General features: G+C 50.9%; 21 protein-coding genes and 8 tRNA genes. 21 read left to right on the top strand and 8 right to left on the bottom strand.

Annotated features, from left to right (window positions below; all coding sequences use genetic code 11):
- The first annotated feature begins 210 nt into the window (after window positions 1–210).
- The gene (gene speF, locus WES_RS14515; protein ID WP_016159080.1) at window positions 211–2,409 is read left to right on the top strand and encodes an ornithine decarboxylase SpeF; all 2,199 of its coding nucleotides are present in this window, start codon (window positions 211–213) and stop codon (window positions 2,407–2,409) included.
- Complete coding sequence (potE, locus tag WES_RS14520; RefSeq protein ID WP_000075810.1) at window positions 2,406–3,725, top strand: putrescine-ornithine antiporter; 1,320 nt, start codon at window positions 2,406–2,408, stop codon at window positions 3,723–3,725. The genes speF and potE overlap by 4 nt, the downstream gene beginning before the upstream one ends.
- 222 nt (window positions 3,726–3,947) lie before the next feature.
- Here potE and pgm read toward each other — a convergent pair whose 3' ends face one another.
- Together pgm and seqA are read right to left on the bottom strand one after the other, a co-directional pair.
- Window positions 3,948–5,588: a phosphoglucomutase (alpha-D-glucose-1,6-bisphosphate-dependent) gene (gene pgm / locus WES_RS14525; RefSeq protein ID WP_001297249.1), complete on the bottom strand. Its 1,641-nt coding sequence runs from the start codon at window positions 5,586–5,588 to the stop codon at window positions 3,948–3,950.
- Between the two features lie 28 nt (window positions 5,589–5,616).
- Entirely contained in the window at window positions 5,617–6,162 is a 546-nt protein-coding gene (gene seqA / locus WES_RS14530) for a replication initiation negative regulator SeqA (protein WP_001515978.1), read from the bottom strand.
- Between the two features lie 184 nt (window positions 6,163–6,346).
- Between seqA and ybfF the strand changes: the two genes are divergently transcribed.
- The 5 genes from ybfF to fur all read left to right on the top strand — a co-directional run bounded on the left by ybfF (window position 6,347) and on the right by fur (window position 8,949).
- A complete protein-coding gene (gene ybfF / locus WES_RS14535) occupies window positions 6,347–7,111 on the top strand; it encodes an esterase (protein ID WP_016159081.1) in 765 nt (254 codons plus the stop codon).
- Between the two features lie 139 nt (window positions 7,112–7,250).
- A complete protein-coding gene (ybfE, locus tag WES_RS14540) occupies window positions 7,251–7,544 on the top strand; it encodes a LexA regulated protein (RefSeq protein WP_024165168.1) in 294 nt (97 codons plus the stop codon).
- Between the two features lie 139 nt (window positions 7,545–7,683).
- Window positions 7,684–8,214 (top strand): flavodoxin FldA, encoded by a 531-nt coding sequence (fldA, locus tag WES_RS14545; RefSeq protein ID WP_001018618.1) that lies wholly within the window; start codon window positions 7,684–7,686, stop codon window positions 8,212–8,214.
- A 209-nt stretch (window positions 8,215–8,423) separates the two neighbouring features.
- A complete protein-coding gene (gene uof, locus WES_RS0121120) occupies window positions 8,424–8,510 on the top strand; it encodes a fur leader peptide (RefSeq protein ID WP_001406816.1) in 87 nt (28 codons plus the stop codon).
- The gene (fur, locus tag WES_RS14550; protein WP_000131706.1) at window positions 8,503–8,949 is read left to right on the top strand and encodes a ferric iron uptake transcriptional regulator; all 447 of its coding nucleotides are present in this window, start codon (window positions 8,503–8,505) and stop codon (window positions 8,947–8,949) included. The genes uof and fur overlap by 8 nt, the downstream gene beginning before the upstream one ends.
- An 84-nt stretch (window positions 8,950–9,033) precedes the next feature.
- On the opposite strand, the gene chiQ is transcribed toward fur, so the two are convergent.
- The 4 genes from chiQ to nagE all read right to left on the bottom strand — a co-directional run bounded on the left by chiQ (window position 9,034) and on the right by nagE (window position 15,250).
- Window positions 9,034–9,360: a ChiQ/YbfN family lipoprotein gene (chiQ, locus tag WES_RS14555; protein WP_016159082.1), complete on the bottom strand. Its 327-nt coding sequence runs from the start codon at window positions 9,358–9,360 to the stop codon at window positions 9,034–9,036.
- A gap of 49 nt (window positions 9,361–9,409) precedes the next feature.
- A complete protein-coding gene (chiP, locus tag WES_RS14560; protein ID WP_001201191.1) occupies window positions 9,410–10,816 on the bottom strand; it encodes a chitoporin ChiP in 1,407 nt (468 codons plus the stop codon).
- A 568-nt stretch (window positions 10,817–11,384) separates the two neighbouring features.
- Window positions 11,385–13,049, bottom strand: coding sequence for a glutamine--tRNA ligase (gene glnS / locus WES_RS14565; protein WP_016159083.1), 1,665 nt, complete (start codon window positions 13,047–13,049; stop codon window positions 11,385–11,387).
- A 254-nt stretch (window positions 13,050–13,303) separates the two neighbouring features.
- The gene (nagE, locus tag WES_RS14570; RefSeq protein ID WP_016159084.1) at window positions 13,304–15,250 is read right to left on the bottom strand and encodes a PTS N-acetyl glucosamine transporter subunit IIABC; all 1,947 of its coding nucleotides are present in this window, start codon (window positions 15,248–15,250) and stop codon (window positions 13,304–13,306) included.
- Window positions 15,251–15,581: 331 nt separating this feature from the next.
- Between nagE and nagB the strand changes: the two genes are divergently transcribed.
- The 5 genes from nagB (at window position 15,582) to asnB (ending at window position 21,542) form a co-directional block, all read left to right on the top strand.
- Complete coding sequence (nagB, locus tag WES_RS14575) at window positions 15,582–16,382, top strand: glucosamine-6-phosphate deaminase (protein WP_001237072.1); 801 nt, start codon at window positions 15,582–15,584, stop codon at window positions 16,380–16,382.
- Window positions 16,383–16,443: 61 nt separating this feature from the next.
- Entirely contained in the window at window positions 16,444–17,592 is a 1,149-nt protein-coding gene (gene nagA, locus WES_RS14580; RefSeq protein WP_000271177.1) for an N-acetylglucosamine-6-phosphate deacetylase, read from the top strand.
- Between the two features lie 8 nt (window positions 17,593–17,600).
- On the top strand, window positions 17,601–18,821 hold the full coding sequence (gene nagC, locus WES_RS14585; protein ID WP_016159085.1) for a DNA-binding transcriptional regulator NagC: 1,221 nt from the start codon (window positions 17,601–17,603) through the stop codon (window positions 18,819–18,821).
- Between the two features lie 47 nt (window positions 18,822–18,868).
- The gene (gene nagD / locus WES_RS14590; RefSeq protein ID WP_000153129.1) at window positions 18,869–19,621 is read left to right on the top strand and encodes a ribonucleotide monophosphatase NagD; all 753 of its coding nucleotides are present in this window, start codon (window positions 18,869–18,871) and stop codon (window positions 19,619–19,621) included.
- A gap of 256 nt (window positions 19,622–19,877) precedes the next feature.
- Window positions 19,878–21,542, top strand: a complete 1,665-nt coding sequence (gene asnB / locus WES_RS14595; RefSeq protein ID WP_000337055.1) for an asparagine synthase B — start codon at window positions 19,878–19,880, stop codon at window positions 21,540–21,542.
- 41 nt (window positions 21,543–21,583) lie between these two features.
- Here asnB and WES_RS23940 read toward each other — a convergent pair whose 3' ends face one another.
- Complete coding sequence (locus WES_RS23940; RefSeq protein ID WP_016159086.1) at window positions 21,584–22,021, bottom strand: hypothetical protein; 438 nt, start codon at window positions 22,019–22,021, stop codon at window positions 21,584–21,586.
- 320 nt (window positions 22,022–22,341) lie between these two features.
- On the opposite strand from WES_RS23940, the gene WES_RS14605 reads away from it, so the two are divergent.
- The 8 genes from WES_RS14605 to WES_RS14640 all read left to right on the top strand — a co-directional run bounded on the left by WES_RS14605 (window position 22,342) and on the right by WES_RS14640 (window position 23,154).
- Window positions 22,342–22,418: transfer RNA gene (locus tag WES_RS14605), tRNA-Met, on the top strand.
- A 10-nt stretch (window positions 22,419–22,428) separates the two neighbouring features.
- Window positions 22,429–22,513, top strand: a tRNA-Leu gene (locus WES_RS14610).
- A gap of 23 nt (window positions 22,514–22,536) precedes the next feature.
- Window positions 22,537–22,611 (top strand) — tRNA-Gln (locus WES_RS14615).
- A gap of 34 nt (window positions 22,612–22,645) precedes the next feature.
- A tRNA-Gln gene (locus WES_RS14620) sits at window positions 22,646–22,720 on the top strand.
- A gap of 34 nt (window positions 22,721–22,754) precedes the next feature.
- Window positions 22,755–22,829: transfer RNA gene (locus tag WES_RS14625), tRNA-Gln, on the top strand.
- Between the two features lie 15 nt (window positions 22,830–22,844).
- Window positions 22,845–22,921, top strand: a tRNA-Met gene (locus tag WES_RS14630).
- A gap of 46 nt (window positions 22,922–22,967) precedes the next feature.
- Window positions 22,968–23,042, top strand: a tRNA-Gln gene (locus tag WES_RS14635).
- Window positions 23,043–23,079: 37 nt separating this feature from the next.
- Window positions 23,080–23,154 (top strand) — tRNA-Gln (locus WES_RS14640).
- 153 nt (window positions 23,155–23,307) lie between these two features.
- Here WES_RS14640 and ubiF read toward each other — a convergent pair.
- Complete coding sequence (ubiF, locus tag WES_RS14645; protein ID WP_016159087.1) at window positions 23,308–24,483, bottom strand: 3-demethoxyubiquinol 3-hydroxylase; 1,176 nt, start codon at window positions 24,481–24,483, stop codon at window positions 23,308–23,310.
- Between the two features lie 145 nt (window positions 24,484–24,628).
- Between ubiF and miaB the strand changes: the two genes are divergently transcribed.
- Window positions 24,629–26,053 carry a tRNA (N6-isopentenyl adenosine(37)-C2)-methylthiotransferase MiaB gene (gene miaB, locus WES_RS14650; protein WP_000162741.1) on the top strand — a complete coding sequence of 475 codons (1,425 nt, stop codon included), beginning with the start codon at window positions 24,629–24,631 and terminating at the stop codon, window positions 26,051–26,053.
- Window positions 26,054–26,162: the final 109 nt, after the last annotated feature.

The following is a 26,162-nucleotide window of genomic DNA, read 5'->3' as shown; positions in this document are numbered from 1 at the left end:
CCCTTTTATACCCTTATTAATTCAGATCGCTACGTCGCAATCTGGACAGGTAGAGTATTGCCAGTTACCGGGCTGGTCGGGTTATTGCATCTACAAAAAGCAAGCTACTGATTTATTTATCAGGGGTGATGTTTTGCTTTTTTCCGGCGTTATCAATTTCTCTTTTGAGAAATTGAGGACCTGCTATTACCTGAAATAAAGAGATGAAAAATGTCAGAATTAAAAATTGCCGTTAGTCGTTCTTGCCAGAATTACTTTTCCACTCATCGTGTATGCGTGAACATTGACGAAAGTAATTATATTGACGTTGCTGCCATTGTTTTATCGGTCGATGATGTTGAACGTGGAAAACTCGATGAAATAGACGCTACTGGCTATGGCATTCCTGTATTTATTGCCACGGAAAATGAAGATCATGTGCCAGCAAAATACCTGTCACGTATTTCGGGTGTCTTCGAACATTGCGAAGCGCGGAAAACGTTTTACGGTCGCCAGTTAGAAACCGCTGCCAGCCATTATGAAACCCAGTTACGCCCACCTTTCTTCCGCGCACTGGTCGATTATGTCAATCAGGGTAACAGCGCATTTGATTGCCCCGGTCATCAGGGCGGCGAATTTTTCCGTCGCCATCCGGCAGGTAACCAGTTTGTAGAGTATTTTGGTGAAACTCTTTTCCGTTCTGACTTGTGCAACGCCGACGTGGCAATGGGTGACCTGCTGATTCATGAAGGCGCACCGTGTATCGCACAACAACACGCAGCAAAAGTGTTTAATGCCGATAAAACCTACTTCGTTTTAAACGGCACCTCCTCTTCAAACAAAGTGGTATTAAACGCACTGCTGACACCGGGCGATCTGGTGCTGTTTGACCGCAATAACCATAAATCTAATCACCACGGGGCGTTGCTACAAGCTGGTGCAACACCGGTTTATCTGGAAACAGCACGCAACCCGTATGGCTTTATCGGTGGCATTGATGCGCACTGCTTCGAAGAAAATTACCTGCGCGAACTGATTGCAGAAGTCGCACCGCAGCGGGCAAAAGAGGCTCGTCCGTTCCGCCTCGCGGTTATTCAGTTAGGCACCTACGACGGTACAATTTATAACGCCCGTCAGGTAGTGGATAAAATTGGTCATCTGTGTGACTACATTCTGTTTGACTCCGCATGGGTCGGCTACGAGCAGTTTATCCCGATGATGGCTGACTGTTCGCCGCTGCTGCTGGAGCTTAATGAAAACGATCCGGGCATTCTGGTTACGCAGTCAGTCCATAAACAGCAGGCGGGTTTTTCCCAGACATCACAAATTCATAAAAAAGACAGCCATATCAAGGGGCAACAGCGTTATGTACCGCATAAACGCATGAACAATGCCTTTATGATGCATGCCTCCACCAGCCCGTTCTATCCGTTGTTCGCGGCACTGGACGTCAACGCTAAAATGCATGAAGGCGTAAGCGGTCGCAATATGTGGATGGACTGCGTGGCAAATGGCATTGATGCCCGCAAACTGATTCTTGAAAACTGTCATCATATTCGTCCGTTCGTTCCTGAACTGGTGGATGGCAAGCTATGGCAGTCATATCCCACCGCTGAAATTGCCAATGACCTGCGCTTCTTCCAGTTTGTACCAGGAGAACACTGGCACTCTTTTGAAGGCTACGCAGAAAACCAATATTTTGTCGATCCGTGCAAGCTGCTACTGACTACCCCAGGCATTGATGCACGTAACGGCGAATATGAGGCATTCGGTGTCCCTGCAACCATTCTCGCTAACTTCCTGCGTGAAAATGGTGTCGTTCCAGAAAAATGCGACCTTAACTCCATTTTGTTCCTGCTGACTCCGGCAGAAGATATGGCCAAACTACAGCAGCTTGTCGCCCTGCTGGTACGTTTCGAAAAACTGCTGGAAGATGATGCGCCTCTGGCGGACGTACTGCCTTCCATTTACAAACAGCATGAAGCCCGTTACGCCGGTTATACCCTGCGTCAGTTGTGCCAGGAAATGCACGACCTGTATGCCCGTCATAACGTGAAACAACTGCAAAAAGAGATGTTCCGTAAGGAACACTTCCCTCGCGTCAGCATGAATCCACAAGAAGCCAACTACGCCTACTTACGCGGTGAGGTGGAACTGGTTCGTCTGCCGGATGCAGAAGGGCGTATCGCAGCCGAAGGTGCCCTGCCTTATCCTCCGGGCGTGCTGTGTGTTGTTCCGGGTGAAGTCTGGGGCGGTGCAGTTCTGCGTTACTTCATTGCCCTGGAAGAAGGCATTAACCTGCTGCCAGGTTTTGCGCCGGAATTACAGGGGGTCTACATCGAAGAACATGACGGTCGCAAACAGGTCTGGTGCTATGTCATCAAATCAAGCGAAGCACAAAGCGCCCTGCTGAAGGGAGAAAAATTATGAGTCAGGCTAAAGCGAATAAAATGGGCGTCGTGCAGTTAACCATACTGACGATGGTCAACATGATGGGTTCCGGCATCATTATGCTGCCGACCAAACTAGCCGAAGTCGGGACGATCTCGATTATCTCCTGGCTGGTCACCGCCGTAGGCTCAATGGCGCTGGCCTGGGCCTTTGCAAAATGCGGTATGTATAGTCGTAAATCAGGTGGTATGGGGGGTTATGCCGAATATGCCTTCGGTAAATCCGGTAACTTCATGGCGAACTATACCTACGGTGTGTCACTGCTGATTGCCAATGTCGCCATCGCTATTTCCGCCGTTGGCTACGGTACTGAGTTGTTTGACACAACCCTTTCGCCTGTTCAGATTGGTCTTGCCACTATTGCTGTGCTGTGGGTATGTACCGTGGCTAACTTTGGTGGTGCACGCATTACCGGGCAGATCAGTAGCATTACCGTGTGGGGTGTCATTATTCCGGTAATTGGCCTGTGCATTATCGGCTGGTTCTGGTTCAGCCCGACGCTTTACGCTGACTCCTGGAACCCGCATCATGCGCCCTTCTTTAGCGCGGTTGGTTCTTCCATCGCCATGACATTGTGGGCTTTTCTCGGTCTGGAATCGGCCTGTGCGAACGCTGAAGTGGTAGAAAACCCGGAACGTAACGTGCCAATTGCTGTTCTTGGCGGTACGTTGGGTGCGGCAGTAATTTATATCGTCTCTACTAACGTGATTGCCGGGATTGTGCCAAATATGGAGCTGGCAAATTCAACGGCACCGTTTGGTCTGGCCTTCGCGCAGATGTTCACACCGGAAGTCGGTAAAGTGATTATGGCGTTGATGGTGATGTCCTGCTGCGGTTCATTGCTCGGCTGGCAGTTCACCATTGCCCAGGTGTTTAAATCTTCTGCCGATGAAGGGTACTTCCCGAAAATTTTCTCTCGTGTAACCAAAGTGGATGCACCGGTTCAGGGAATGTTGACCATTGTGATTATCCAGAGTGGGTTATCGCTGATGACCATTAGCCCGTCGCTGAACAGCCAGTTCAACGTGTTGGTTAACCTGGCCGTGGTGACCAATATCATCCCGTATATTCTGTCGATGGCGGCACTGGTGATCATTCAGAAAGCAGCTAATGTTCCGGCTGCTAAAGCGAAAGTGGCTAACTTTGTTGCCTTTATTGGTGCAATGTACAGCTTCTATGCACTGTACTCGTCTGGGGAAGAGGCCATGCTGTATGGCTCCATCGTGACCTTCCTCGGCTGGACACTGTATGGTCTGGTATCACCCCGCTTTGAACTGAAAAATAAACACGGTTAATAAAGCGAAGTAAAAAAGGGCGATCGAATGATCGCCCTTTGGGATTATTAACAAAGTGCTCGTTGTTCATGCCGCAGGTGGCGCAAGCGCCTTATCCAGCCCACAAAATCGCGCAAATTCAATATATTGCACTATCCTCGTAGGCCTGATAAGCGTAGCGCATCAGGCAGTCATAAGTAAAAAGGGCGATCTTCCGACCGCCCTTTTTCTTATTTAATGTGTTTACGCGTTTTTCAGAACTTCGCTAACAATCTCAACCGCTTCTTTCTCAATCTGCTTGCGATGTTCTTCACCGAGGAAGCTTTCGCAGTAGATCTTATATGCGTCTTCCGTGCCTGACGGACGCGCAGCGAACCAGCCGTTGTCAGTCATCACTTTCAGACCGCCGATAGAAGCACCATTACCCGGTGCCGCCGTCAGACGTGCGGTGATCGGGTCACCTGCCAGGGTGCTGGCGCTCACCATTTCCGGAGACAGCTTAGACAGCGCCGCTTTTTGTGCGGAGGTCGCAGCTGCCTGCAAACGGTTGTAGCTCGGCGCGCCAAAGCGTTTTGCCAGTTCGTTGTAGTGTTCCTGCGGGTTCTTACCGGTGACTGCGGTAATTTCCGCCGCCAGCAGACACATAATGATGCCGTCTTTATCGGTGGACCACGGCGTGCCGTCGAAACGCAGGAAGGAAGCCCCTGCGCTCTCTTCGCCGCCAAAGCCGAAGCTGCCGTCGAACAGACCATCAACAAACCATTTGAAGCCTACCGGTACTTCCACCAGCTTGCGACCCAAATCGTTGACCACGCGGTCGATCATCGCAGAAGAAACCAGCGTTTTACCCACGGCAACATCTTTGCCCCACTGCGGACGATGCTGGAACAGGTAGTTGATCGCCACTGCCAGGTAATGGTTCGGATTCATCAAACCTGCCGGAGTGACGATACCGTGACGGTCATAATCCGGGTCGTTAGCAAACGCCAGGTCGAACTTATCACGCAGTGCCAGCAGGCCCGCCATCGCACACTCAGAGGAGCAGTCCATACGGATCGCGCCGTCTTTATCGAGGTGCATAAAGCGGAAGGTTTGATCGACCTGATCGTTAACGATGGTCAGGTTGAGGTTGTAATATTCGCCAATGCGCTTCCAGTATTCGATACCAGAACCGCCCAGCGGATCAACACCCAGCGTCAGGCCAGCTTTCTGAATCGCCGCCATATCAACGATATCAGCCAGACCTTCCACAAACGGCTGCACCAGATCCTGCTCTTTCACATGACCGGATGCCATCGCTTCGTCGAGGGAGATACGCTTCACGCCTTTCAGTCCATCGGCCAGCAGTGCGTTGGCGCGGTCTTCCACCACTTTAGTGACGTTGGTATCAGCCGGGCCACCATTTGGCGGGTTGTATTTGATACCACCATCTTCCGGCGGGTTATGGGACGGCGTAATCACGATACCATCTGCCAGCGGGCCACCTTTTTTGTTGTGAACCAGAATGGCATTGGAAACGGCAGGCGTCGGGGTGAAGCCATTGTTTTCCTGCACAATAACGTCTACACCGTTCGCAGCCAGCACTTCCAGTACGGAAATGAACGCAGGTTCGGACAGGGCGTGAGTATCTTTACCCACATAGCAAGGGCCAGTGATGCCGTTTTTCGCACGTTCTTCAGCAATTGCCTGAGCGATCGCCAGAATGTGCGGCTCGTTAAAGCTGTGGCGCGCTGCACTGCCACGGTGACCGGAAGTACCGAATTTCACCGCGTGCTCCGCATTCCCTGCTTCTGGTTTCAGTACATAATATTGCGCCGTCAGTTGGGCGACGTTAATCAAATCACTCTGTTGTGCAGGTTGACCTGCACGATTGTGGATTGCCATTGCTTTGTCCTTTATCTGCAACGTTGTTTTAAATTGTCCCGCAAACCTTCTCAATCAATTCCGCCGGGAATTGCATCGACTGCATGATATGTTCAATCATGCTGCATTTACGGCCAGTGTTAGTGTTGGTGATCACCCAATACGGCGTGCCTGGCACATGTTTCGGCTTGGTCTGATTACCATTTTTCAGCAGCGTTTGTTCATCTGCCGCAAAGTAAACGCGCGTGCGACCGTGCAACGATTCCGTTGCCTCGGCAAACGCCTGGGCGTCAAGAGAATATAGTGTAGACAACAGCAGCATAAAGCGGTTGACCGCGCGCTTCTGCTCTGCGTATTCATCGGAAAGCAGAAGTTCACGCATTGCGCGTACTTTGTCTTTAATCGTTTTGATCGGCTTCGCTTCGACGATAGCAGGCGACGCAATGCGAACCTCTTTCGTCACCGGAGCAGCAGGCTGTGATGCGGCGGAAAATTTCAACATGCGCCGTAAAATGTCGGATGCGCTCTCGCCGATATGCTTAGTGTGGCTGGCAATATAGCTGTAGAGTTCATCATCAACTTCAATCGTTTTCATCTTAATCCAGTGCGGTGTCTTAGCTGAATACAAGTCGCCAGGAGTATATGAATAAATCCCGGCAGCGGATAGCGTCAAGCCTGGCTTGCAGAAAAACTCGGATTAAACCTTATTTGTTGCAGCCCTGTGGCACAATGGTCAACATAATACCCTAACCCGACTTCGCGAAAAAAAGAACTTTGCCATGAAATTGAATATCCGCGCGCAATCTGCACAAAACCAGCATAATAATTCTCCCATCGTCCTCGTCCACGGTTTGTTTGGTAGTCTCGACAACCTCGGCGTGCTGGCGCGCGACCTGGTGAGCGACCACGATATCATCCAGGTAGATATGCGTAACCACGGACTTTCACCGCGCGATCCTGTGATGAATTATCCAGCAATGGCGCAAGATCTGCTGGATACGCTGGATGCACAACAGATCGAAAAAGCGACGTTTATCGGTCACTCTATGGGCGGTAAAGCCGTTATGGCGCTAACCGCACTGGCACCCGATCGCATTGATAAACTCGTGGCTATTGATATTGCCCCCGTCGATTATCACGTACGTCGTCATGATGAGATTTTCGCAGCCATCAACGCCGTCAGTGAATCCAACGCGCAAACGCGACAGCAGGCAGCAGCGGTGATGCGCCAGCATCTGAATGAAGAAGGGGTGATTCAGTTTCTGCTGAAATCTTACGTTGATGGTGAATGGCGTTTTAACGTGCCAGTGTTGTGGGATCAGTATCCGCATATTGTTGGCTGGACGAAAATTCCGGCATGGGATCACCCTGCCCTGTTTATCCCCGGCGGTAATTCACCGTATGTCACTGAACAATATCGTGATGATTTACTGGCGCAATTCCCGCAGGCACGGGCGCATGTGATTGCGGGTGCGGGTCACTGGGTACACGCAGAAAAACCTGATGCGGTACTGCGCGCCATCCGTCGCTATCTCAATGATTAACGCAACTGATTAAAAACCCAGCGTCTGCGTCGCTTTCCGCGCGTGGGCGTTGGCGTGACTCATCGCGCTGATGTATTATGGCGCGCTATCCATCCGGGCAGACGCCCGGCTGATTGTTTCCCCCGAAGTCACCAAGATCATGGCCAAAGAACAAACGGACCGTACGACATTAGATCTGTTCGCGCACGAGCGTCGACCGGGACGACCGAAAACCAATCCGCTTTCGCGCGATGAACAGCTGCGTATTAATAAACGCAACCAGCTAAAACGCGACAAAGTACGTGGTCTTAAGCGTGTCGAATTGAAGCTGAACGCGGAAGCTGTCGAGGCGCTGAATGAGCTGGCAGAGTCGCGCAATATGAGCCGTAGCGAACTGATCGAAGAGATTTTGATGCAGCAGTTGGCGGCACTGCGTAGTCAGGGCATCGTTTAAATTTCCACTTTCATGTAGCACAGTGTGCAGTCCTGCCCGTTTGCTGATTCCGCAAGACTGCCTGTTCTGCTATGATTGCCTTTATCCGTGGGCAATTTGCCACCCCCATTTCAATAAGTTTCAAGAGGTTATTTCACTCATGGCTATCACTGGCATCTTTTTCGGCAGCGACACCGGTAATACCGAAAATATCGCAAAAATGATTCAAAAACAGCTTGGTAAAGACGTTGCCGATGTCCATGACATTGCAAAAAGCAGCAAAGAAGATCTGGAAGCTTATGACATTCTGCTGCTGGGTATCCCAACCTGGTATTACGGCGAAGCGCAGTGTGACTGGGACGACTTCTTCCCGACTCTCGAAGAGATTGATTTCAATGGTAAATTGGTTGCCCTGTTTGGCTGTGGCGACCAGGAAGATTACGCCGAATATTTCTGTGATGCATTAGGCACTATCCGTGACATCATCGAACCGCGCGGCGCGACTATCGTGGGTCACTGGCCAACTGCGGGCTACCATTTCGAAGCGTCAAAAGGTCTGGCAGATGACGACCACTTTGTCGGCCTGGCTATTGACGAAGACCGTCAGCCGGAACTGACCGCTGAACGTGTAGAAAAATGGGTTAAACAGATTTCTGAAGAGTTGCATCTCGACGAAATTCTCAATGCCTGATGTGATGCGGTGTAGGCTAATGTCTACGCCGTATTAATAGATAACGCCAATCAAAATAATTGCTACAAATTTGTAACTTTTGCCGTAGTACCTGTACAATGTTCCAGTATTGAAGTGGCCTTGCCGATGTAAATGTAAGCTAAGCCACGTTTTTATTAACAATATTTGCCAGGGACTTGTGGTTTTCATTTAGGCGTGGCAATTCTATAATGATACGCATTATCTCAAGAGCAAATTCTGTCACTTCTTCTAATGAAGTGAACCGCTTAGTAACAGGACAGATTCCGCATGACTGATAACAATACCGCCCTAAAGAAAGCTGGCCTGAAAGTAACGCTTCCTCGTTTAAAAATCCTGGAAGTTCTTCAGGAGCCGGACAACCATCACGTCAGTGCGGAAGATTTATATAAACGTCTGATCGATATGGGTGAAGAAATTGGTCTGGCTACGGTATATCGCGTACTGAACCAGTTTGACGATGCCGGTATCGTCACCCGCCACAATTTTGAAGGCGGTAAATCCGTATTTGAACTGACCCAGCAACATCACCACGATCACCTGATCTGCCTCGACTGCGGCAAGGTTATTGAATTTAGTGATGAATCTATCGAAGCGCGTCAGCGTGAAATCGCCGCGAAACATGGCATTCGCCTGACTAACCATAGTCTCTATCTTTACGGTCACTGTGCCGAAGGCGATTGCCGCGAAGATGAGCATGCGCACGAAGGCAAATAAGTCAGCCTGAACGAGAAAAGCCAACCTGCAGGTTGGCTTTTTTATACAAGGGAAATAAGAACAAGCGAGAGTTACAGCCCTCGCTTATTTGTTATTACTGCGAATTTCCTGCCAGACTTTATCGCAATCGGCTTTCACTGCCTGGTCGTTACCCGTTTGCGTTGCTCGCAGACACTGCTGATAATCCAGTACCCGCACACTTTCCTGGTCGGCAAACTGCTGATGTTGTTTCTCTTTCTTCAGCACGTTTAACACGCTCTGGCAGGCCTCAATTTTTTCCGGCGAGCCTTGTGCGGTATTGATACAGGTGCTGTATGCCTCTTTCAGACGGCTGTCTTCCTGTGGCGCGGTCGATTGCGCACAAGCCACCAGCCCCGATGCCATCATGGCGATGAGAATCAGTTTTTTCATAGCAAATTCCTCAAACGTGCGGCAGGTGAAATGCCTGCCGCATCGGGCATCAGAAGATAGTGAACGGTGCGATAACCATGAATTTCACGTCACGCTCATCCTGGAAGATGTTGCCGTAACCGCCGCCCCAGCTTGGAATGTCGGAGTGGTTGTCGTATTCGGTGAAGTGCAGTTTGAACATCGTGCCTTTGGCGCGACCATCCTGAATGGTGTAGACCGCATCCAGGCTGTAAGCAGACTCTTCGATAGTCCGGTTTTTGTCGTAGTACGCATCCGGATTGCTCTGCCATGTCGCTGGTTTGGCATCCCATGCATAAACGTAGGAAGCGCCGATGGCGAAGCCGGGAAGATTCCAGTTTTTCAGGTCATACATCGCACCGAAGAAGACCGCTTTTTCGCCGTTGGCGTTAAAGTCAGAGCGGTTATCCCACCAGATATCCAGGCGACCGTTCGAGGAAGCGTAAGTTGGGGTCATACGTTGCAGAAAGTAACCCTGCTGACCGTCAGCTTTAACCCAGGTGCCTTCGAGGCGCAAATCCACTACGTCAGCCGCCCGGTAGCCAAAGGTCAACGCCTGCAGCCAGGCGGTGCCGTCGTAAAGATCGTTGACGCTGCGATCGTCAACTTTGTCGCGCGTACCATAGAACTGATAGCTGGTAGTTAATGGGCTACCAGCGATATCAAATTTATAGCTGGCTTTGGCAAAATATTGATCGATATAACCTTCAGCCTGCCCAAACGCCGCTTCCAGTACGAAGTTATTTTTGAAGTCGTACTTCGCCCCGAGGGAGTGCAGATAATCAACTTTGGTAGTTTTATCGTTCTGATAAAACTCATCCATTTCCAGATGCCACGGCGCTTTATATTCATTCGTCCACATATAGGAGAAACTCAATGCGCCGGCATCGCCGTAATCAAAATTAGCCCCGGCTTCCGCGCCCTGATAAGTACCCGGCATAAAACTCCAGTGCGGCGCTAACAGTGTCTGACCGGTTGGCTGAATATAACCTGCCCTCGCCCACACCGGACCGTATTTAAATTTGGCCGCTGCTTTGTACAGACTTATACCGCTTTTATCGCCAGACCAGTCTTCATCATAGGCTTTATTACTTTTTGAAAACGCGATTTCGTTCGGGTGGGAGCTGTCGCCGTTTTCCGCCATTTCAATCGCCGTAAACGCGGCAATATCGAGGCCGAACATATCAGCAGCATAACCAGACTGAAAATCGAGGTTGGCGTTCCAGGTGGAGTGAGAAAGGTTGGTTTTGTATTTGTCGCCGTCGGTAACATCTTTACGGTCACGTTCACGCTGCCAGTAATAGATACCGCCGGTTAAGGTTGAATCATCGATGAATCCTTCGGCGCGAGCCTCCGGCATTGCCATAAAGCCCGACATTGCTGTAACACCGGCGATAGCCAGCGCCAGCGTACTACGTTTGCCACTAAACGCACGCATGGGTTAATCCTCTTTGACGTATAAATTGCTGCACCACAGGTGAACAGCGAAAAAAATAAAAATTAAAAAAGTAGCGTTGAGAAAAGTCTCGCTGACTACAGGAACAGACTATTTTTCGCGACGCGAATTATCAATCTCTTTCTGTAACGAGAATGTAAGAACATGAGCAACCGCACATATTTTGATGATTTTTGTTACAGGATTTAAGTTTGCAGCAGAAGAGCTTGTAGAAGAAAAAATATGTGGCTTTCCAGTAGGATGAAAACGGTTACATTTTATTGAATTATGATTTGTGGTTTTAAATTTATTTTACGGATAAATTGCGAAGCGGAATTAATTCGCGATGATAAGCAGAAAAAACGCCGCAGAGCGCGGCGTTTGGGATTGTTTGTATATTTCAGGCGTAAACGCCTTATCCTGCCTACAAAAGCACGCAAATTCAATACATTGCAGAGTTCACGTAGGTCTGATAAGCGTAGCGCATCAGGCAATTTAGCGTTTGAGACTGTTTGTGTGTTTCTTGCAGGATGCGGCATTTACGCCGCATCCTGCATGGTGAAACTTAAAATTACTCGCCAACCTTCGCCCAGGTATCACGCAGCCCAACGGTGCGGTTAAATACCGGTTTTTCCGCCGTAGAATGGCGGCTGTCGAGGCAGAAGTAACCTTCACGCTCAAACTGGAACGCTTTACCCGCTACCGCGTCTTTCAGAGACGGTTCAGCAAAGCCCTGTTTGATGACCAGTGATTCCGGGTTAATCACCGACAGGAAATCATCCGCAGTGCCTGGATTCGGCACGCTGAACAGGCGATCGTACAGGCGGATTTCAACCGGCAGCGCATGTGCCGCGCTTACCCAGTGGATAACGCCTTTCACTTTGCGACCATCAGCCGGATCTTTGCTTAAGGTGTCGGCATCGTAAGTACAGAAGATGGTGGTGATATTGCCTTCGGCATCTTTCTCCACGCGTTCTGCTTTAATCACGTAAGCATTACGCAGACGCACTTCTTTACCCAGCACCAGACGCTTGTACTGCTTGTTAGCTTCTTCGCGGAAATCAGCGCGATCGATCCAAATCTCACCGCTAAACGGCACCTGACGGCTACCCATTTCCGGTTTGTTCGGATGGTTCGGCATGGTGACCATTTCGCCTTCGCCCTGATAGTTTTCGATAACCAGTTTCACTGGATCGATAACCGCCATTGCGCGCGGCGCGTTTTCGTTGAGATCTTCACGAATGCAGGATTCCAGAGATGCCATCTCAATGGTGTTGTCCTGTTTGGTCACGCCGATGCGTTTGCAGAACTCACGAATAGAAGCTGCGGTATAACCACGACGACGCAGACCAGAAATGGTCGGCATACGCGGATCGTCCCAGCCTTCTACATGCTTGTCGGTCACCAACTGGTTCAGCTTACGCTTGGACATCACGGTGTATTCCAGATTCAGGCGCGAGAATTCGTACTGGCGCGGATGAACAGGAATGGTGATGTTGTCCAGAACCCAGTCATACAGACGACGGTTGTCCTGGAACTCCAGCGTACACAGAGAGTGCGTAATGCCTTCCAGCGCATCGCTGATGCAGTGGGTGAAGTCGTACATCGGGTAGATGCACCACTTGTTGCCGGTCTGGTGGTGTTCCGCAAATTTAATACGATACAGCACAGGATCGCGCATCACGATAAACGGCGAAGCCATGTCGATTTTCGCTCGCAGGCAGGCTTTACCTTCTTCAAAACCGCCGGTACGCATTTTTTCGAACAGCGCCAGGTTCTCTTCAACGCTGCGGTCGCGGTACGGGCTGTTTTTACCTGGCTGCGTCAGGGTGCCACGGTATTCGCGGATCTGTTCCGGCGTCAGTTCATCGACATACGCCAGGCCTTTATTGATCAATTCGATCGCATAGGCATGGAGCTGATCAAAATAGTCGGAGGAGTAACGAACGTTACCAGACCAGTGAAAACCTAACCATTCAACGTCGTTTTTGATCGACTCTACGTACTCGATATCTTCTTTTACCGGGTTAGTGTCGTCGAAACGCAGGTTGCACTGGCCTTTATAGTCCTGGGCGATCCCGAAGTTCAGGCAGATAGATTTCGCATGACCAATATGCAGATAGCCATTTGGTTCTGGCGGGAAACGGGTGTGTACTGTGGTGTGCTTGCCACTGGCCAGATCTTCATCAATGATCTGACGAATAAAGTTAGTCGGGCGGGCTTCTGCCTCACTCATCGTGGATTCCTCAAAGCGTAAACAACGTATAACGGCGTATGATCTTATAAGCGGGACAGGCTGACAACTGTTAGTTTTTTAAAATTGATAATCTAACAGAGATTATGGGGATGATTGATGAAAAAAAAAGCGGCAGAGAAGATCTCCACCGCTTGTCATAGTTGGATGCGACGCTAAAGCGTCTTATCCAACCTACACTGAGCTTTTGTAGGCCTGATAAGACGCGTCAAGCGTCGCATCAGGCATGAAGCAGATTACTTTTTGATTTCATACAGCGGCGTTTGACCCGCCACAACATGGCCCTGAGCTTTAATGATAAGGCCGCTGAAATCGTCGATATTACTGCAAACCACCGGGCTAATCATCGAACGGGCGTTAGCGTTCAGGTAATCCAGATCCATTTCCAGAACCGGTTGCCCTGCGCTTACCTGCGCGCCCTCTTCCACCAGACGCTTAAAGCCTTTACCTTCCAGCGCCACAGTGTCGATACCCATGTGGACGACGATCTCCGCGCCTTTTTCGGTTTCCAGGCAGAACGCGTGGTTGGTGTTGAAGATTTTTACAATAGTCCCTGCGGCTGGTGATACAACGATTTTATCCGTCGGTTTCACCGCCACACCGTCGCCCACCGCTTTGCTGGCAAACGCTTCGTCTGGCACCTGATCCAGTGCGACAACATCACCAGTGATCGGCGATACCAGCTCAGCGATAGACACTGCGTTTGGTACAGCCTGTGGTTTCGCAACCGGCGCGGCAGTTGCCGGAGCAGCGTCAGCAGAAGCAGCAGCTACCGGACCACGGGCAACGACTTTCTTCATCGCATCACCGATAGATTCCGCTTTTGCACCAACAATCACCTGGATGGTCTGTTTGTTCAGTTTCACCACCCCAGAAGCACCCAGACGTTTACACATCGCATCGTTGACGCGGGCTGAGTCACCCACCGTCAGGCGCAGACGGGTAATACAGGCGTCAATCGCTTTCAGGTTGTCGCTACCGCCAACCGCAGCAATATAGTTGGTCGCCAGTTGAGTCAGACCTTCTTCAGTGTTGCTGTTGGCTTCTTCAGTAACAATTTCGTCTTCTTTATCTTCACGACCTGGCGTTTTCAGGTTGAACATGCGGATAACTGCACTGAACACCACAAAGTAGATAACGAAGAAGATAACGCCCATCACCAGCAGCATCCAGACGTTCTGGCTGGCTGCCGGCAGGTTATACATCAACGCATAGTCGATGGCACCCGCAGAAAAGGAGAAGCCCGCGTGAATACCCAGCAGCGTTGCCACAAACAGGCTGATACCGGTCAGCAGTGCGTGCAGAAGGTACAGCAACGGAGCAAGGAACATGAACAGGAATTCCAGCGGCTCGGTAACACCAGTCAGGAACGCGGTGATAGCAACGGAAAGCAGCATCCCGCCAACCATCGGACGACGCTCTTTCGGTGCTGCGAAGTACATCGCCAGTGCCGCACCCGGCAGACCAAACATCATGATCGGGAAGAAGCCGGACATGAACATCCCCGCAGTGCCATCACCGGCATAGAAGCGGTTGATGTCGCCGTGGAAAACCGTCCCCGCCACGTTGGTGAATTCACCAATCTGGAACCAGGCGATGGTGTTCAGCACCTGATGCAGACCGGTTGGGATCAGCAGACGGTTAATGAAACCAAAGATACCGGAACCCAGCGCGCCCGCAGACACGATCCATTCACCACCAGCATGAATAGCGTGCTGCACCGGTGGCCAGACATAACCAAAAATAGCCGCCAATACCAGGCAGAAGAAGCCAGTGGCAATCGGCACAAAACGTTTACCACCGAAGAAGCTCAGGAAGTCCGGCAGTTTAATATCGGACCAGCGGTTATAGGCTGCGCCACCGACCAGACCGGTAATGATACCCGCCAGTACACCCATGTTGATTTCCGGGTTGATGGTCACCATCGCTTTGGTTAACACAAAGTAACCTACCGCACCTGCCAGCGCCGCCGCACCTGCGCTGTCTTTGGACCAGCTGGATGCCACGCCGATGGCGAAGATTAATGCGAGGTTATCAAAAATCGCGCCGCCCGCCTGGGCAATAAACGCAACGTTAAGTAAATCTGGCTGACCGAATCGCAGCAACAGTGCCGCCACCGGCAGTACTGCGATAGGGAGCTGTAACGCCCTACCGAGTCGCTGAAAAAACCCTAAAATATTCATCTTATTCCCCCTACGAGAACCCTATTTGGCTCGTTTAAAGCCGTTTTTTATTTTGCTGCAAACTGTACTGCCGATGTTCTGTAATCATATTGTTAGATCATCTGCTACAGAGTGTGTAAAAAATTAATTCGTACCGCAAATTAAACGCGTGTCTTTTGTGAGTTTAGTCACCAAATATCGTTATCATTACTCCCTTTTACTGGCTAAACCAGAAAACTTATTTTATCATTCAAAAAATCAGGTCGGATTGACGCCTCTCTGCGCAAATCCAGGTTACGTTTAAAGATGCCTAATCCGCCAACGGCTTACATTTTACTTATTGAGGTGAATAATGAGACTGATCCCCCTGACTACCGCTGAACAGGTCGGCAAATGGGCTGCTCGCCATATCGTTAATCGTATCAACGCGTTCAAACCGACTGCCGATCGTCCGTTCGTGCTCGGTCTGCCGACTGGCGGCACACCGATGACCACCTATAAAGCGTTAGTCGAAATGCATAAAGCAGGCCAGGTCAGCTTTAAGCACGTTGTCACCTTCAACATGGATGAATATGTCGGTCTGCCGAAAGAGCATCCGGAAAGTTACTACAGCTTTATGCACCGTAATTTCTTCGATCACGTTGATATTCCAGCAGAAAATATCAACCTTCTCAACGGTAACGCCCCGGATATAGACGCCGAGTGCCGCCAGTATGAAGAAAAGATCCGCTCTTACGGTAAAATTCATCTGTTTATGGGCGGCGTAGGTAACGACGGTCACATCGCATTTAACGAACCGGCCTCTTCTCTGGCTTCTCGCACCCGTATCAAAACCCTGACTCATGACACTCGCGTCGCGAACTCTCGTTTCTTTGATAACGATGTTAATCAGGTGCCAAAATATGCCCTGACTGTCGGTGTTGGTACATTGCTGGATGCCGAAGAAGTGATGATTCTGGTTCTGGGTAGCCAGAAAGCACTGGCGCTGCAAGCCGCAGTTGAAGGTTGCGTTAACCATATGTGGACCATCAGCTGCCTGCAACTGCATCCGAAAGCGATCATGGTGTGCGATGAACCTTCCACCATGGAGCTGAAAGTGAAGACTTTAAGATATTTCAATGAATTAGAAGCAGAAAATATCAAAGGTCTGTAATTATTATCCCTGCCCTGACACCTTGTTCAGGGCAATATTATCTTTAAAATCGGGGGTCGGAATGTATGCATTAACCCAGGGCCGGATCTTTACCGGTCACGAATTTCTTGATGACCACGCGGTTGTTATCGCTGATGGCCTGATTAAAAGCGTCTGTCCGGTTGCGGAACTGCCGTCAGAGATTGAACAACGTTCACTGAACGGAGCCATTCTCTCCCCCGGTTTTATTGATGTACAGTTAAACGGCTGCGGCGGCGTGCAGTTCAACGACACTGCGGAAGCGGTAAGCGTTGAAACGCTGGAAATCATGCAGAAAGCCAATGAGAAATCAGGCTGTACTAACTATCTGCCAACGCTTATCACTACCAGCGATGACCTGATGAAACAGGGTGTGCGCGTAATGCGCGAGTACCTGGCAAAACATCCGAATCAGGCATTAGGTCTGCATCTGGAAGGTCCGTGGCTGAACCTGGTGAAAAAAGGCACTCATAACCCGAATTTCGTGCGTAAACCCGATGCTGCGCTGGTTGATTTCCTGTGCGAAAACGCTGATGTGATTACTAAAGTTACCCTGGCACCGGAAATGGTTCCTGCGGAAGTCATCAGCAAACTGGCAAATGCCGGGATTGTGGTTTCTGCTGGTCACTCCAACGCGACGTTGAAAGAAGCGAAAGCCGGTTTCCGCGCAGGTATTACTTTTGCCACCCATCTGTATAACGCGATGCCGTATATTACTGGTCGCGAACCGGGACTGGCAGGTGCAATTCTCGACGAAGCAGACATTTATTGCGGTATTATTGCCGATGGCCTGCACGTTGATTACGCTAACATCCGCAACGCCAAACGTCTGAAAGGCGACAAACTGTGTCTGGTCACCGACGCTACTGCACCAGCAGGCGCCAATATTGAACAGTTCATTTTTGCGGGTAAAACAATATACTACCGCAACGGACTTTGTGTGGATGAAAATGGTACGTTAAGTGGTTCATCATTAACCATGATTGAAGGCGTGCGTAATCTGGTCGAACATTGCGGTATCGCACTGGATGAAGTGCTGCGTATGGCGACGCTCTACCCGGCACGTGCAATTGGCGTTGAAAAACGTCTCGGCACGCTCGCCGCAGGTAAAGTGGCCAACCTGACCGCATTCACACCTGATTTTAAAATCACCAGGACCATCGTTAATGGTAACGAGGTCGTAACTCAATAAGAGAAAGTATGACACCAGGCGGACAAGCTCAGATAGGTAATGTTGATCTCGTAAAACAGCTTAACAGCGCGGCGGTTTATCGCCTGATTGACCAGTTCGGGCCAATCTCGCGGATTCAGATTGCTGAGCAAAGCCAGCTTGCCCCCGCCAGCGTAACCAAAATTACACGTCAGCTTATCGAACGCGGGCTGATCAAAGAAGTCGATCAGCAGGCCTCCACCGGGGGCCGCCGCGCTATCTCCATCGTTACTGAAACTCGTAATTTCCACGCTATCGGCGTACGACTCGGTCGTCACGATGCCACCATCACTCTGTTTGATCTCAGCAGCAAAGTGCTGGCAGAAGAACATTATCCGCTACCAGAACGTACCCAGCAGACGCTGGAACATGCCCTGCTGAATGCCATTGCTCAGTTTATTGATAGCTATCAGCGCAAGCTGCGCGAGCTAATCGCGATTTCGGTGATCCTGCCTGGGCTTGTTGACCCGGACAGCGGTAAAATTCATTACATGCCGCATATTCAGGTGGAAAACTGGGGGCTGGTAGAGGCACTGGAAGAGCGTTTTAAAGTGACCTGTTTTGTCGGTCACGATATCCGCAGTCTGGCGCTGGCAGAGCACTACTTCGGTGCAAGTCAGGATTGCGAAGACTCCATTCTGGTGCGAGTACATCGCGGAACTGGGGCCGGTATTATCTCTAACGGGCGCATTTTTATCGGTCGCAACGGCAACGTCGGTGAAATTGGTCATATTCAGGTCGAACCGTTGGGTGAACGCTGCCACTGCGGCAACTTTGGCTGCCTGGAAACTATCGCCGCCAACGCTGCCATTGAACAACGGGTGTTGAATCTGTTAAAGCAGGGCTACCAGAGCCGCGTGCCGCTGGACGACTGCACCATCAAAACTATCTGCAAAGCCGCGAACAAAGGCGATAGCCTGGCCTCGGAAGTGATTGAGTATGTCGGTCGTCATCTGGGCAAAACCATCGCCATTGCTATCAACTTATTTAATCCGCAAAAAATTGTTATTGCCGGTGAAATCACCGAAGCCGATAAAGTGCTGCTCCCTGCTATTGAAAGCTGCATTAACACTCAGGCGCTGAAGGCGTTTCGTACTAATCTGCCGGTGGTACGTTCTGAGCTAGACCACCGCTCGGCAATCGGTGCTTTTGCGCTGGTAAAACGCGCCATGCTCAACGGTATTTTGCTCCAGCATTTGCTGGAAAATTAATGTGCTTTTATAGTGGCGCTTATTGTTGTCAATATTCTGGGTAGTCCATGACCATTAAAAATGTAATTTGCGATATCGACGGCGTGCTGATGCACGATAACGTCGCCGTACCGGGTGCAGCGGAATTTTTGCACGGGATTATGGATAAAGGCCTGCCGCTGGTGTTGCTGACCAACTATCCTTCGCAGACCGGGCAAGATCTGGCGAACCGCTTTGCCACTGCCGGTGTCGATGTACCTGACAGCGTGTTTTATACCTCCGCGATGGCAACCGCCGATTTCCTGCGCCGTCAGGAAGGTAAAAAAGCGTATGTGGTGGGCGAAGGCGCGCTGATCCATGAGCTGTACAAAGCCGGTTTCACTATTACGGACGTGAATCCTGATTTTGTGATTGTTGGCGAAACGCGTTCCTACAACTGGGACATGATGCATAAAGCGGCGTATTTCGTCGCTAACGGTGCGCGATTTATCGCCACTAACCCGGATACCCACGGGCGCGGTTTTTATCCCGCCTGTGGCGCGCTGTGCGCAGGTATTGAGAAAATCTCCGGGCGTAAACCTTTTTATGTCGGTAAGCCAAGTCCGTGGATCATCCGCGCGGCATTAAACAAAATGCAGGCGCATTCGGAAGAAACGGTGATTGTCGGCGATAACCTGCGTACCGATATTCTGGCGGGCTTCCAGGCGGGTCTGGAGACGATTCTGGTGCTCTCTGGCGTTTCATCGCTCGACGATATCGACAGTATGCCGTTCCGCCCAAGCTGGATTTACCCGTCGGTCGCTGAAATCGACGTTATCTGAATATCAACCACGTCTCAGGACGTGGTTTTTTATTTTCACCGCTCGCCAAAACTCATCCATTCAATAAAACACGTCAAAAATTATCGATTCATCAATAAACACGCCACTACACCCTACCCTTTTTCATCAATCAGCAATCACCATTACGTTTTTTATTTTTACACCGCCAAATCTCTTGCGCACAGTGCTGCTTTGCGGCATTTTTTTAAACAAGCAAACACAACAAGCAGCAAACACCAGGTTAACGGAGAAGGTTATGTGTTCAATTTTTGGCGTATTCGATATCAAAACAGACGCAGTTGAGCTGCGCAAGAAAGCACTCGAGCTGTCACGCCTGATGCGTCATCGTGGCCCGGACTGGTCCGGTATTTATGCCAGCGATAACGCCATTCTCGCCCACGAACGTCTGTCAATTGTTGACGTTAACGCGGGGGCGCAACCTCTCTACAACCAACAAAAAACCCACGTACTGGCGGTAAACGGTGAAATCTACAACCACCAGGCATTGCGCGCCGAGTATGGCGATCGTTACCAGTTCCAGACTGGATCTGACTGCGAAGTGATCCTCGCGCTGTATCAGGAAAAAGGGGCGGAATTTCTCGACGACTTGCAAGGCATGTTCGCCTTTGCCCTGTACGACAGCGAAAAAGATGCCTACCTGATTGGTCGCGACCATCTGGGGATTATCCCGCTGTATATGGGTTATGACGAACACGGTCAACTGTATGTAGCCTCAGAAATGAAAGCCCTGGTGCCGGTTTGCCGCACCATTAAAGAGTTCCCGGCAGGAAGCTATTTATGGAGTCAGGACGGCGAAATCCGTTCTTATTATCACCGCGACTGGTTCGACTACGATGCGGTGAAAGATAACGTGACCGACAAAAACGAGCTGCGCCAGGCACTGGAGGATTCCGTTAAAAGCCATCTGATGTCCGATGTGCCGTACGGCGTGCTGCTCTCGGGTGGTCTGGATTCCTCAATTATTTCCGCGATCACCAAGAAATACGCCGCCCGTCGCGTGGAAGATCAGGAACGTTCCGAAGCCTGGTGGCCGCAGTTGCACTCCTTTGCCGTGGGTCTGCCAGGTTCACCGGATCTGAAAGCGGCCCAGGAAGTGGCAAACCATCTGGGCACTGTGCATCACGAAATTCACTTCACCGTACAGGAAGGTCTGGATGCCATCCGCGACGTGATTTACCACATCGAAACCTATGATGTGACGACTATTCGCGCTTCGACGCCGATGTATTTAATGTCGCGTAAGATCAAGGCGATGGGCATTAAGATGGTGCTGTCAGGCGAAGGTTCTGACGAAGTATTTGGTGGTTATCTCTACTTCCACAAAGCGCCGAATGCCAAAGAGCTGCATGAAGAGACGGTACGTAAACTGCTGGCCCTGCATATGTATGACTGCGCACGCGCCAACAAAGCGATGTCAGCCTGGGGCGTGGAAGCACGCGTTCCGTTCCTCGACAAAAAATTCCTCGATGTGGCGATGCGCATTAACCCGCAGGATAAAATGTGCGGCAACGGCAAAATGGAAAAACACATCCTGCGTGAATGTTTTGAGTCGTATCTGCCTGCAAGCGTGGCCTGGCGGCAGAAAGAGCAGTTCTCTGATGGCGTCGGTTATAGCTGGATCGACACTCTGAAAGAAGTGGCAGCGCAGCAGGTTTCTGATCAGCAACTCGAAACTGCCCGCTTCCGCTTCCCGTACAACACTCCGACCTCAAAAGAAGCGTATCTGTATCGCGAAATCTTTGAAGAATTGTTCCCACTTCCAAGCGCCGCTGAGTGCGTACCGGGCGGCCCTTCCGTCGCCTGTTCTTCCGCCAAAGCGATCGAGTGGGATGAAGCGTTCAAGAAAATGGATGATCCTTCTGGTCGCGCGGTTGGCGTTCACCAGTCAGCGTATAAATAAGAAGTGTATTAACGCCCCGGAGAATTCCGGGGCAATTTCAGTTACTGGGGAGCTTGTTGATTTTGATACGCAGTGAGGAAATGTTCCGGATTTGCTACATCGCTGTTTGACAACTCATCACTGTAAGCCACCGACCAGGTTGCCTGCTCATCCGGGATATGCAGGCTGCCATTTCCCTCTTTCAGGCGTAATAACTCAAAAGATTTGCCCTTAATTACGGCGGTATAGGATTTCTCACCGTCCTGTAATGCTTTCACTTTACAGCGAAAAATCTGACCATCGATGTTATTATCAACATGAGATACCTGAACGAGTGCTTCATTTTCCGCTTTCGGCCCGATTCGCATCATCCAGACCACTGCCCCTTCCTGACCACGATAACCAAAGACATACTTACCGATTTCCGATCGGGCTTCGTCGGCAAATGCGGATTGCATAAGTAATAAAGCACTGACCAGCACCGTGATAAAACGCAGCATATTATTCCCTCAATAAATAGCCTGAAGTGGTAGCAGAGATGCAGGCACCGCAATCCCTGCTCTGTCCAATCGTAACGGTGCAGTATTTCATGGGATAATTCTCGGGCGCTATTGTTGAATTCCGAATTTCATCCTGCATCGCAAAACAACAGAGAAAAACACGAAATAAACAATAATTGACGAATATAGCACCGCGCTGTTCGCAACCTAACCAAACAGTCACTTTCGAGCAATTTTCCTTGAAAAAGAGGTTGACGCTGCAAGGCTCTATACGCATAATGCGCCCCGCAACGCCGATAAGGTAACGCGAAAAAAAAGATGGCTACGTAGCTCAGTTGGTTAGAGCACATCACTCATAATGATGGGGTCACAGGTTCGAATCCCGTCGTAGCCACCATCTTTTTTTTGCGGGAGTGGCGAAATTGGTAGACGCACCAGATTTAGGTTCTGGCGCCGCAAGGTGTGCGAGTTCAAGTCTCGCCTCCCGCACCATTCACCAGAAAGCGTTGTACGGATGGGGTATCGCCAAGCGGTAAGGCACCGGTTTTTGATACCGGCATTCCCTGGTTCGAATCCAGGTACCCCAGCCATCTTCTTCGAGTAAGCGGTTCACCGCCCGGTTATTGGGGTATCGCCAAGCGGTAAGGCACCGGTTTTTGATACCGGCATTCCCTGGTTCGAATCCAGGTACCCCAGCCATCTTCTTCGAGTAAGCGGTTCACCGCCCGGTTATTGGGGTATCGCCAAGCGGTAAGGCACCGGTTTTTGATACCGGCATTCCCTGGTTCGAATCCAGGTACCCCAGCCATCGAAGAAATAATCTGGCTACGTAGCTCAGTTGGTTAGAGCACATCACTCATAATGATGGGGTCACAGGTTCGAATCCCGTCGTAGCCACCAAATTCTGAATGTGTCGAATATGTTCGGCAAATTCGAAAAAATTTGTTGGGGTATCGCCAAGCGGTAAGGCACCGGATTCTGATTCCGGCATTCCGAGGTTCGAATCCTCGTACCCCAGCCAATTTATTCAAGACGCTTACATCGTAAGTGCACCCAGTTGGGGTATCGCCAAGCGGTAAGGCACCGGATTCTGATTCCGGCATTCCGAGGTTCGAATCCTCGTACCCCAGCCACATTAAAAAAGCTCGCTTCGGCGAGCTTTTTGCTTTTCTGCGTATATTCAATGTCGAATGCGATGTTGACACGTCTTATCCTTCAATGTCGGATGCGACGCTGCCGCGTCTTATCCGACCTACGGTTGGCATGCATCCGGCAATGTTGTAAGGCTATAATCCTAACGCATATTTCAGCGCCTGACGTTTCAACACGCCAGCACGCTCCGCCGCCATTAATCCGAGATTACGCATAAAACGCAGCGGCGGCAGATTATTGCTGAATCCGGCATAAAACAGATCCATACCGCTCTGCATAATAAAGTTATCCGCCATGCGCCGCATCTGGTAACGCTTGAGAATGGGATAACTGGCCCATGCTTCACCATGACTGCGCGCGTTTACCAGAACGTCAATCAGGGCATCGACATCACGATAACCAAGATTCACCCCCTGCCCCGCCAGCGGATGGATGGTGTGCGCGGCATCGCCCACCAGCGCCAGCCCCGGCTGAACATACTGCAATGCATGACGGCGCGTCAGCGGAAAAGCGCCTGCGGCAAGCGGCGTCACATAACCGAGACGCGACGGGAAATGTTTCGCGATCTCCGCCTGCAACTGCACCATATTCATATTCTGCAACTGGCGAATACGCGCCGGAGAGTCATACCACACCAGCGACGCCCAGTTATCAAACAACGGCAGAAACGCGCGTGGACCGTCCGGGGTAAACTGCTGCCAGGTGCTGTCGCCGGGATCGTTCTCGCACTGTACGCTAATCAACATACACGACTGCGCATACTGCCAGGCATGAACACCGATTCCCGCCATCTGCCGCACCTGCGAATTTGCGCCATCAGCACCAATGACCAGCTTCGCGCGGATCACTTCGCCGCCCTTCAGTTCCAGCTCCTGAAGATCATTATGGCGATGCAGCGCAATCAGCGAGGCTGGCACACGTAGCGTTACTTTCGGATGCGCTTCCAGCGCCTGCCACAGCGCCTGTTGCAGGACCGTGTTTTCCACCATATAGCCAAGCAACGGTAGCTTAAGTTCAGCGGCGTCAAACACCACATGCGCCGTTTCCCACTCCCACGTTTCCAGTCTGTGGTAAGGATGGCAACGCATGGCCTGTACCGCATCCCAGACGCCTAAACCTTTAAGCAATGATACCGAAGCCGCGCTGATCGCTGAGATCCGCACGTCCGGCTCACTGCCTGCGACAAACGGTGCAGGTTCTGCATGTTCGATAACCGTTACCGTAAATCCGTGCTGTGCCAGTCCCAGCGCCAGTGCGCCACCGACCATTCCTCCGCCGACAATGGCAATTTCCGTTGGTTGATTTGTCATGGTCAATCATCCTGTTAGCAATATGCTTTAAGTTTACAGGATTTTTACCCCCAAGGGCTGATAACGCTCATACTGGTCACAACGGCAGCAAAGCATTACACTATGCGCCCTGCATTCCTGGCTACTATTTCGCAAGAGCAAGTCGATGACCAAAAAACTCCATATTAAAACCTGGGGCTGTCAGATGAACGAGTACGATTCATCGAAGATGGCCGATCTGCTGGATGCCACCCACGGCTATCAACTGACCGACGTGGCGGAAGAAGCGGATGTGCTGCTGCTGAACACCTGCTCAATCCGCGAGAAGGCTCAGGAAAAAGTCTTCCATCAGTTGGGTCGCTGGAAACTGTTAAAAGAGAAGAATCCAGACCTGATTATCGGCGTCGGCGGCTGCGTGGCATCGCAAGAAGGCGAGCACATTCGCCAGCGCGCCCACTATGTCGATATTATTTTTGGGCCGCAAACGCTGCACCGCCTGCCGGAGATGATTAACTCCGTGCGCGGCGACCGCAGCCCGGTTGTAGATATCAGCTTCCCGGAAATCGAGAAGTTTGACCGTCTGCCGGAACCGCGCGCCGAAGGGCCGACCGCGTTTGTCTCCATAATGGAAGGCTGCAATAAATATTGCACCTACTGCGTGGTGCCTTACACCCGTGGTGAAGAGGTAAGCCGTCCGTCCGACGATATTCTGTTTGAGATTGCCCAACTTGCGGCTCAGGGCGTGCGTGAAGTCAACCTGCTCGGCCAGAACGTGAACGCCTGGCGTGGTGAGAACTACGACGGCACCACCGGATCGTTTGCCGATCTGCTGCGTCTGGTTGCCGCCATCGACGGGATCGATCGTATTCGCTTTACCACCAGCCATCCGATCGAATTCACCGACGATATCATCGAAGTGTATCGCGACACACCGGAGCTGGTGAGCTTCCTGCACCTGCCGGTACAGAGCGGTTCCGATCGCATTCTGAACCTGATGGGGCGTACCCACACGGCGCTGGAGTACAAAGCGATCATCCGTAAACTGCGTGCGGCGCGTCCGGATATTCAGATCAGTTCTGACTTCATCGTTGGCTTCCCTGGCGAAACCACCGAAGACTTCGAGAAAACGATGAAGCTGATTGCCGACGTCAATTTCGACATGAGCTACAGCTTTATCTTCTCTGCACGTCCGGGTACACCAGCCGCCGATATGGTTGATGATGTTCCGGAAGAAGAGAAGAAGCAGCGTCTGTATATTCTGCAAGAACGTATCAATCAGCAAGCGATGGCATGGAGCCGCCGGATGCTCGGCACCACCCAGCGTATTTTGGTAGAAGGGACTTCACGTAAGAGCATCATGGAGCTTTCTGGACGTACAGAAAATAACCGCGTGGTCAACTTCGAAGGCACGCCGGATATGATCGGTAAATTCGTCGATGTAGAAATTACCGACGTCTACCCGAACTCCCTGCGCGGTAAAGTGGTTCGTACCGAAGAGGAAATGGGTCTGCGTGTGGCAGAAACGCCGGAATCGGTGATTGCCCGTACTCGCAAAGAAAACGACCTTGGCGTGGGTTATTATCAGCCGTAATTCTCAGGCCCGCCGTTCCGGTGGGCCTTGTTTTTTCTCTCTTTATCCCCATCTTTATCGCAATGCTTGCGCCTTTTTCCTGTGGCGTGAATAATTTCCTTATAGGCCG

Origin of the sequence: Escherichia sp. KTE31, from assembly GCF_000407925.1 — a bacterium.
GTDB lineage: Bacteria > Pseudomonadota > Gammaproteobacteria > Enterobacterales > Enterobacteriaceae > Escherichia > Escherichia ruysiae.
The sequence above is the reverse complement of the archived record's forward strand: the minus strand, read 5'-3'. Positions and strand labels throughout refer to the sequence as shown.

Excerpts from the sequence above, each read along its gene's own strand:
- speF (WP_016159080.1), top strand. The coding sequence starts at position 211 with ATGTCAGAATTAAAAATTGCCGTTAGTCGTTCTTGCCAGAATTACTTT.
- potE (WP_000075810.1), top strand. The coding sequence starts at position 2,406 with ATGAGTCAGGCTAAAGCGAATAAAATGGGCGTCGTGCAGTTAACCATA.
- pgm (WP_001297249.1), bottom strand. The coding sequence starts at position 5,588 with ATGGCAATCCACAATCGTGCAGGTCAACCTGCACAACAGAGTGATTTG.
- seqA (WP_001515978.1), bottom strand. The coding sequence starts at position 6,162 with ATGAAAACGATTGAAGTTGATGATGAACTCTACAGCTATATTGCCAGC.
- ybfF (WP_016159081.1), top strand. The coding sequence starts at position 6,347 with ATGAAATTGAATATCCGCGCGCAATCTGCACAAAACCAGCATAATAAT.
- ybfE (WP_024165168.1), top strand. The coding sequence starts at position 7,251 with ATGGCCAAAGAACAAACGGACCGTACGACATTAGATCTGTTCGCGCAC.
- fldA (WP_001018618.1), top strand. The coding sequence starts at position 7,684 with ATGGCTATCACTGGCATCTTTTTCGGCAGCGACACCGGTAATACCGAA.
- uof (WP_001406816.1), top strand. The coding sequence starts at position 8,424 with ATGATACGCATTATCTCAAGAGCAAATTCTGTCACTTCTTCTAATGAA.
- fur (WP_000131706.1), top strand. The coding sequence starts at position 8,503 with ATGACTGATAACAATACCGCCCTAAAGAAAGCTGGCCTGAAAGTAACG.
- chiQ (WP_016159082.1), bottom strand. The coding sequence starts at position 9,360 with ATGAAAAAACTGATTCTCATCGCCATGATGGCATCGGGGCTGGTGGCT.
- chiP (WP_001201191.1), bottom strand. The coding sequence starts at position 10,816 with ATGCGTGCGTTTAGTGGCAAACGTAGTACGCTGGCGCTGGCTATCGCC.
- glnS (WP_016159083.1), bottom strand. The coding sequence starts at position 13,049 with ATGAGTGAGGCAGAAGCCCGCCCGACTAACTTTATTCGTCAGATCATT.
- nagE (WP_016159084.1), bottom strand. The coding sequence starts at position 15,250 with ATGAATATTTTAGGGTTTTTTCAGCGACTCGGTAGGGCGTTACAGCTC.
- nagB (WP_001237072.1), top strand. The coding sequence starts at position 15,582 with ATGAGACTGATCCCCCTGACTACCGCTGAACAGGTCGGCAAATGGGCT.
- nagA (WP_000271177.1), top strand. The coding sequence starts at position 16,444 with ATGTATGCATTAACCCAGGGCCGGATCTTTACCGGTCACGAATTTCTT.
- nagC (WP_016159085.1), top strand. The coding sequence starts at position 17,601 with ATGACACCAGGCGGACAAGCTCAGATAGGTAATGTTGATCTCGTAAAA.
- nagD (WP_000153129.1), top strand. The coding sequence starts at position 18,869 with ATGACCATTAAAAATGTAATTTGCGATATCGACGGCGTGCTGATGCAC.
- asnB (WP_000337055.1), top strand. The coding sequence starts at position 19,878 with ATGTGTTCAATTTTTGGCGTATTCGATATCAAAACAGACGCAGTTGAG.
- WES_RS23940 (WP_016159086.1), bottom strand. The coding sequence starts at position 22,021 with ATGCTGCGTTTTATCACGGTGCTGGTCAGTGCTTTATTACTTATGCAA.
- ubiF (WP_016159087.1), bottom strand. The coding sequence starts at position 24,483 with ATGACAAATCAACCAACGGAAATTGCCATTGTCGGCGGAGGAATGGTC.
- miaB (WP_000162741.1), top strand. The coding sequence starts at position 24,629 with ATGACCAAAAAACTCCATATTAAAACCTGGGGCTGTCAGATGAACGAG.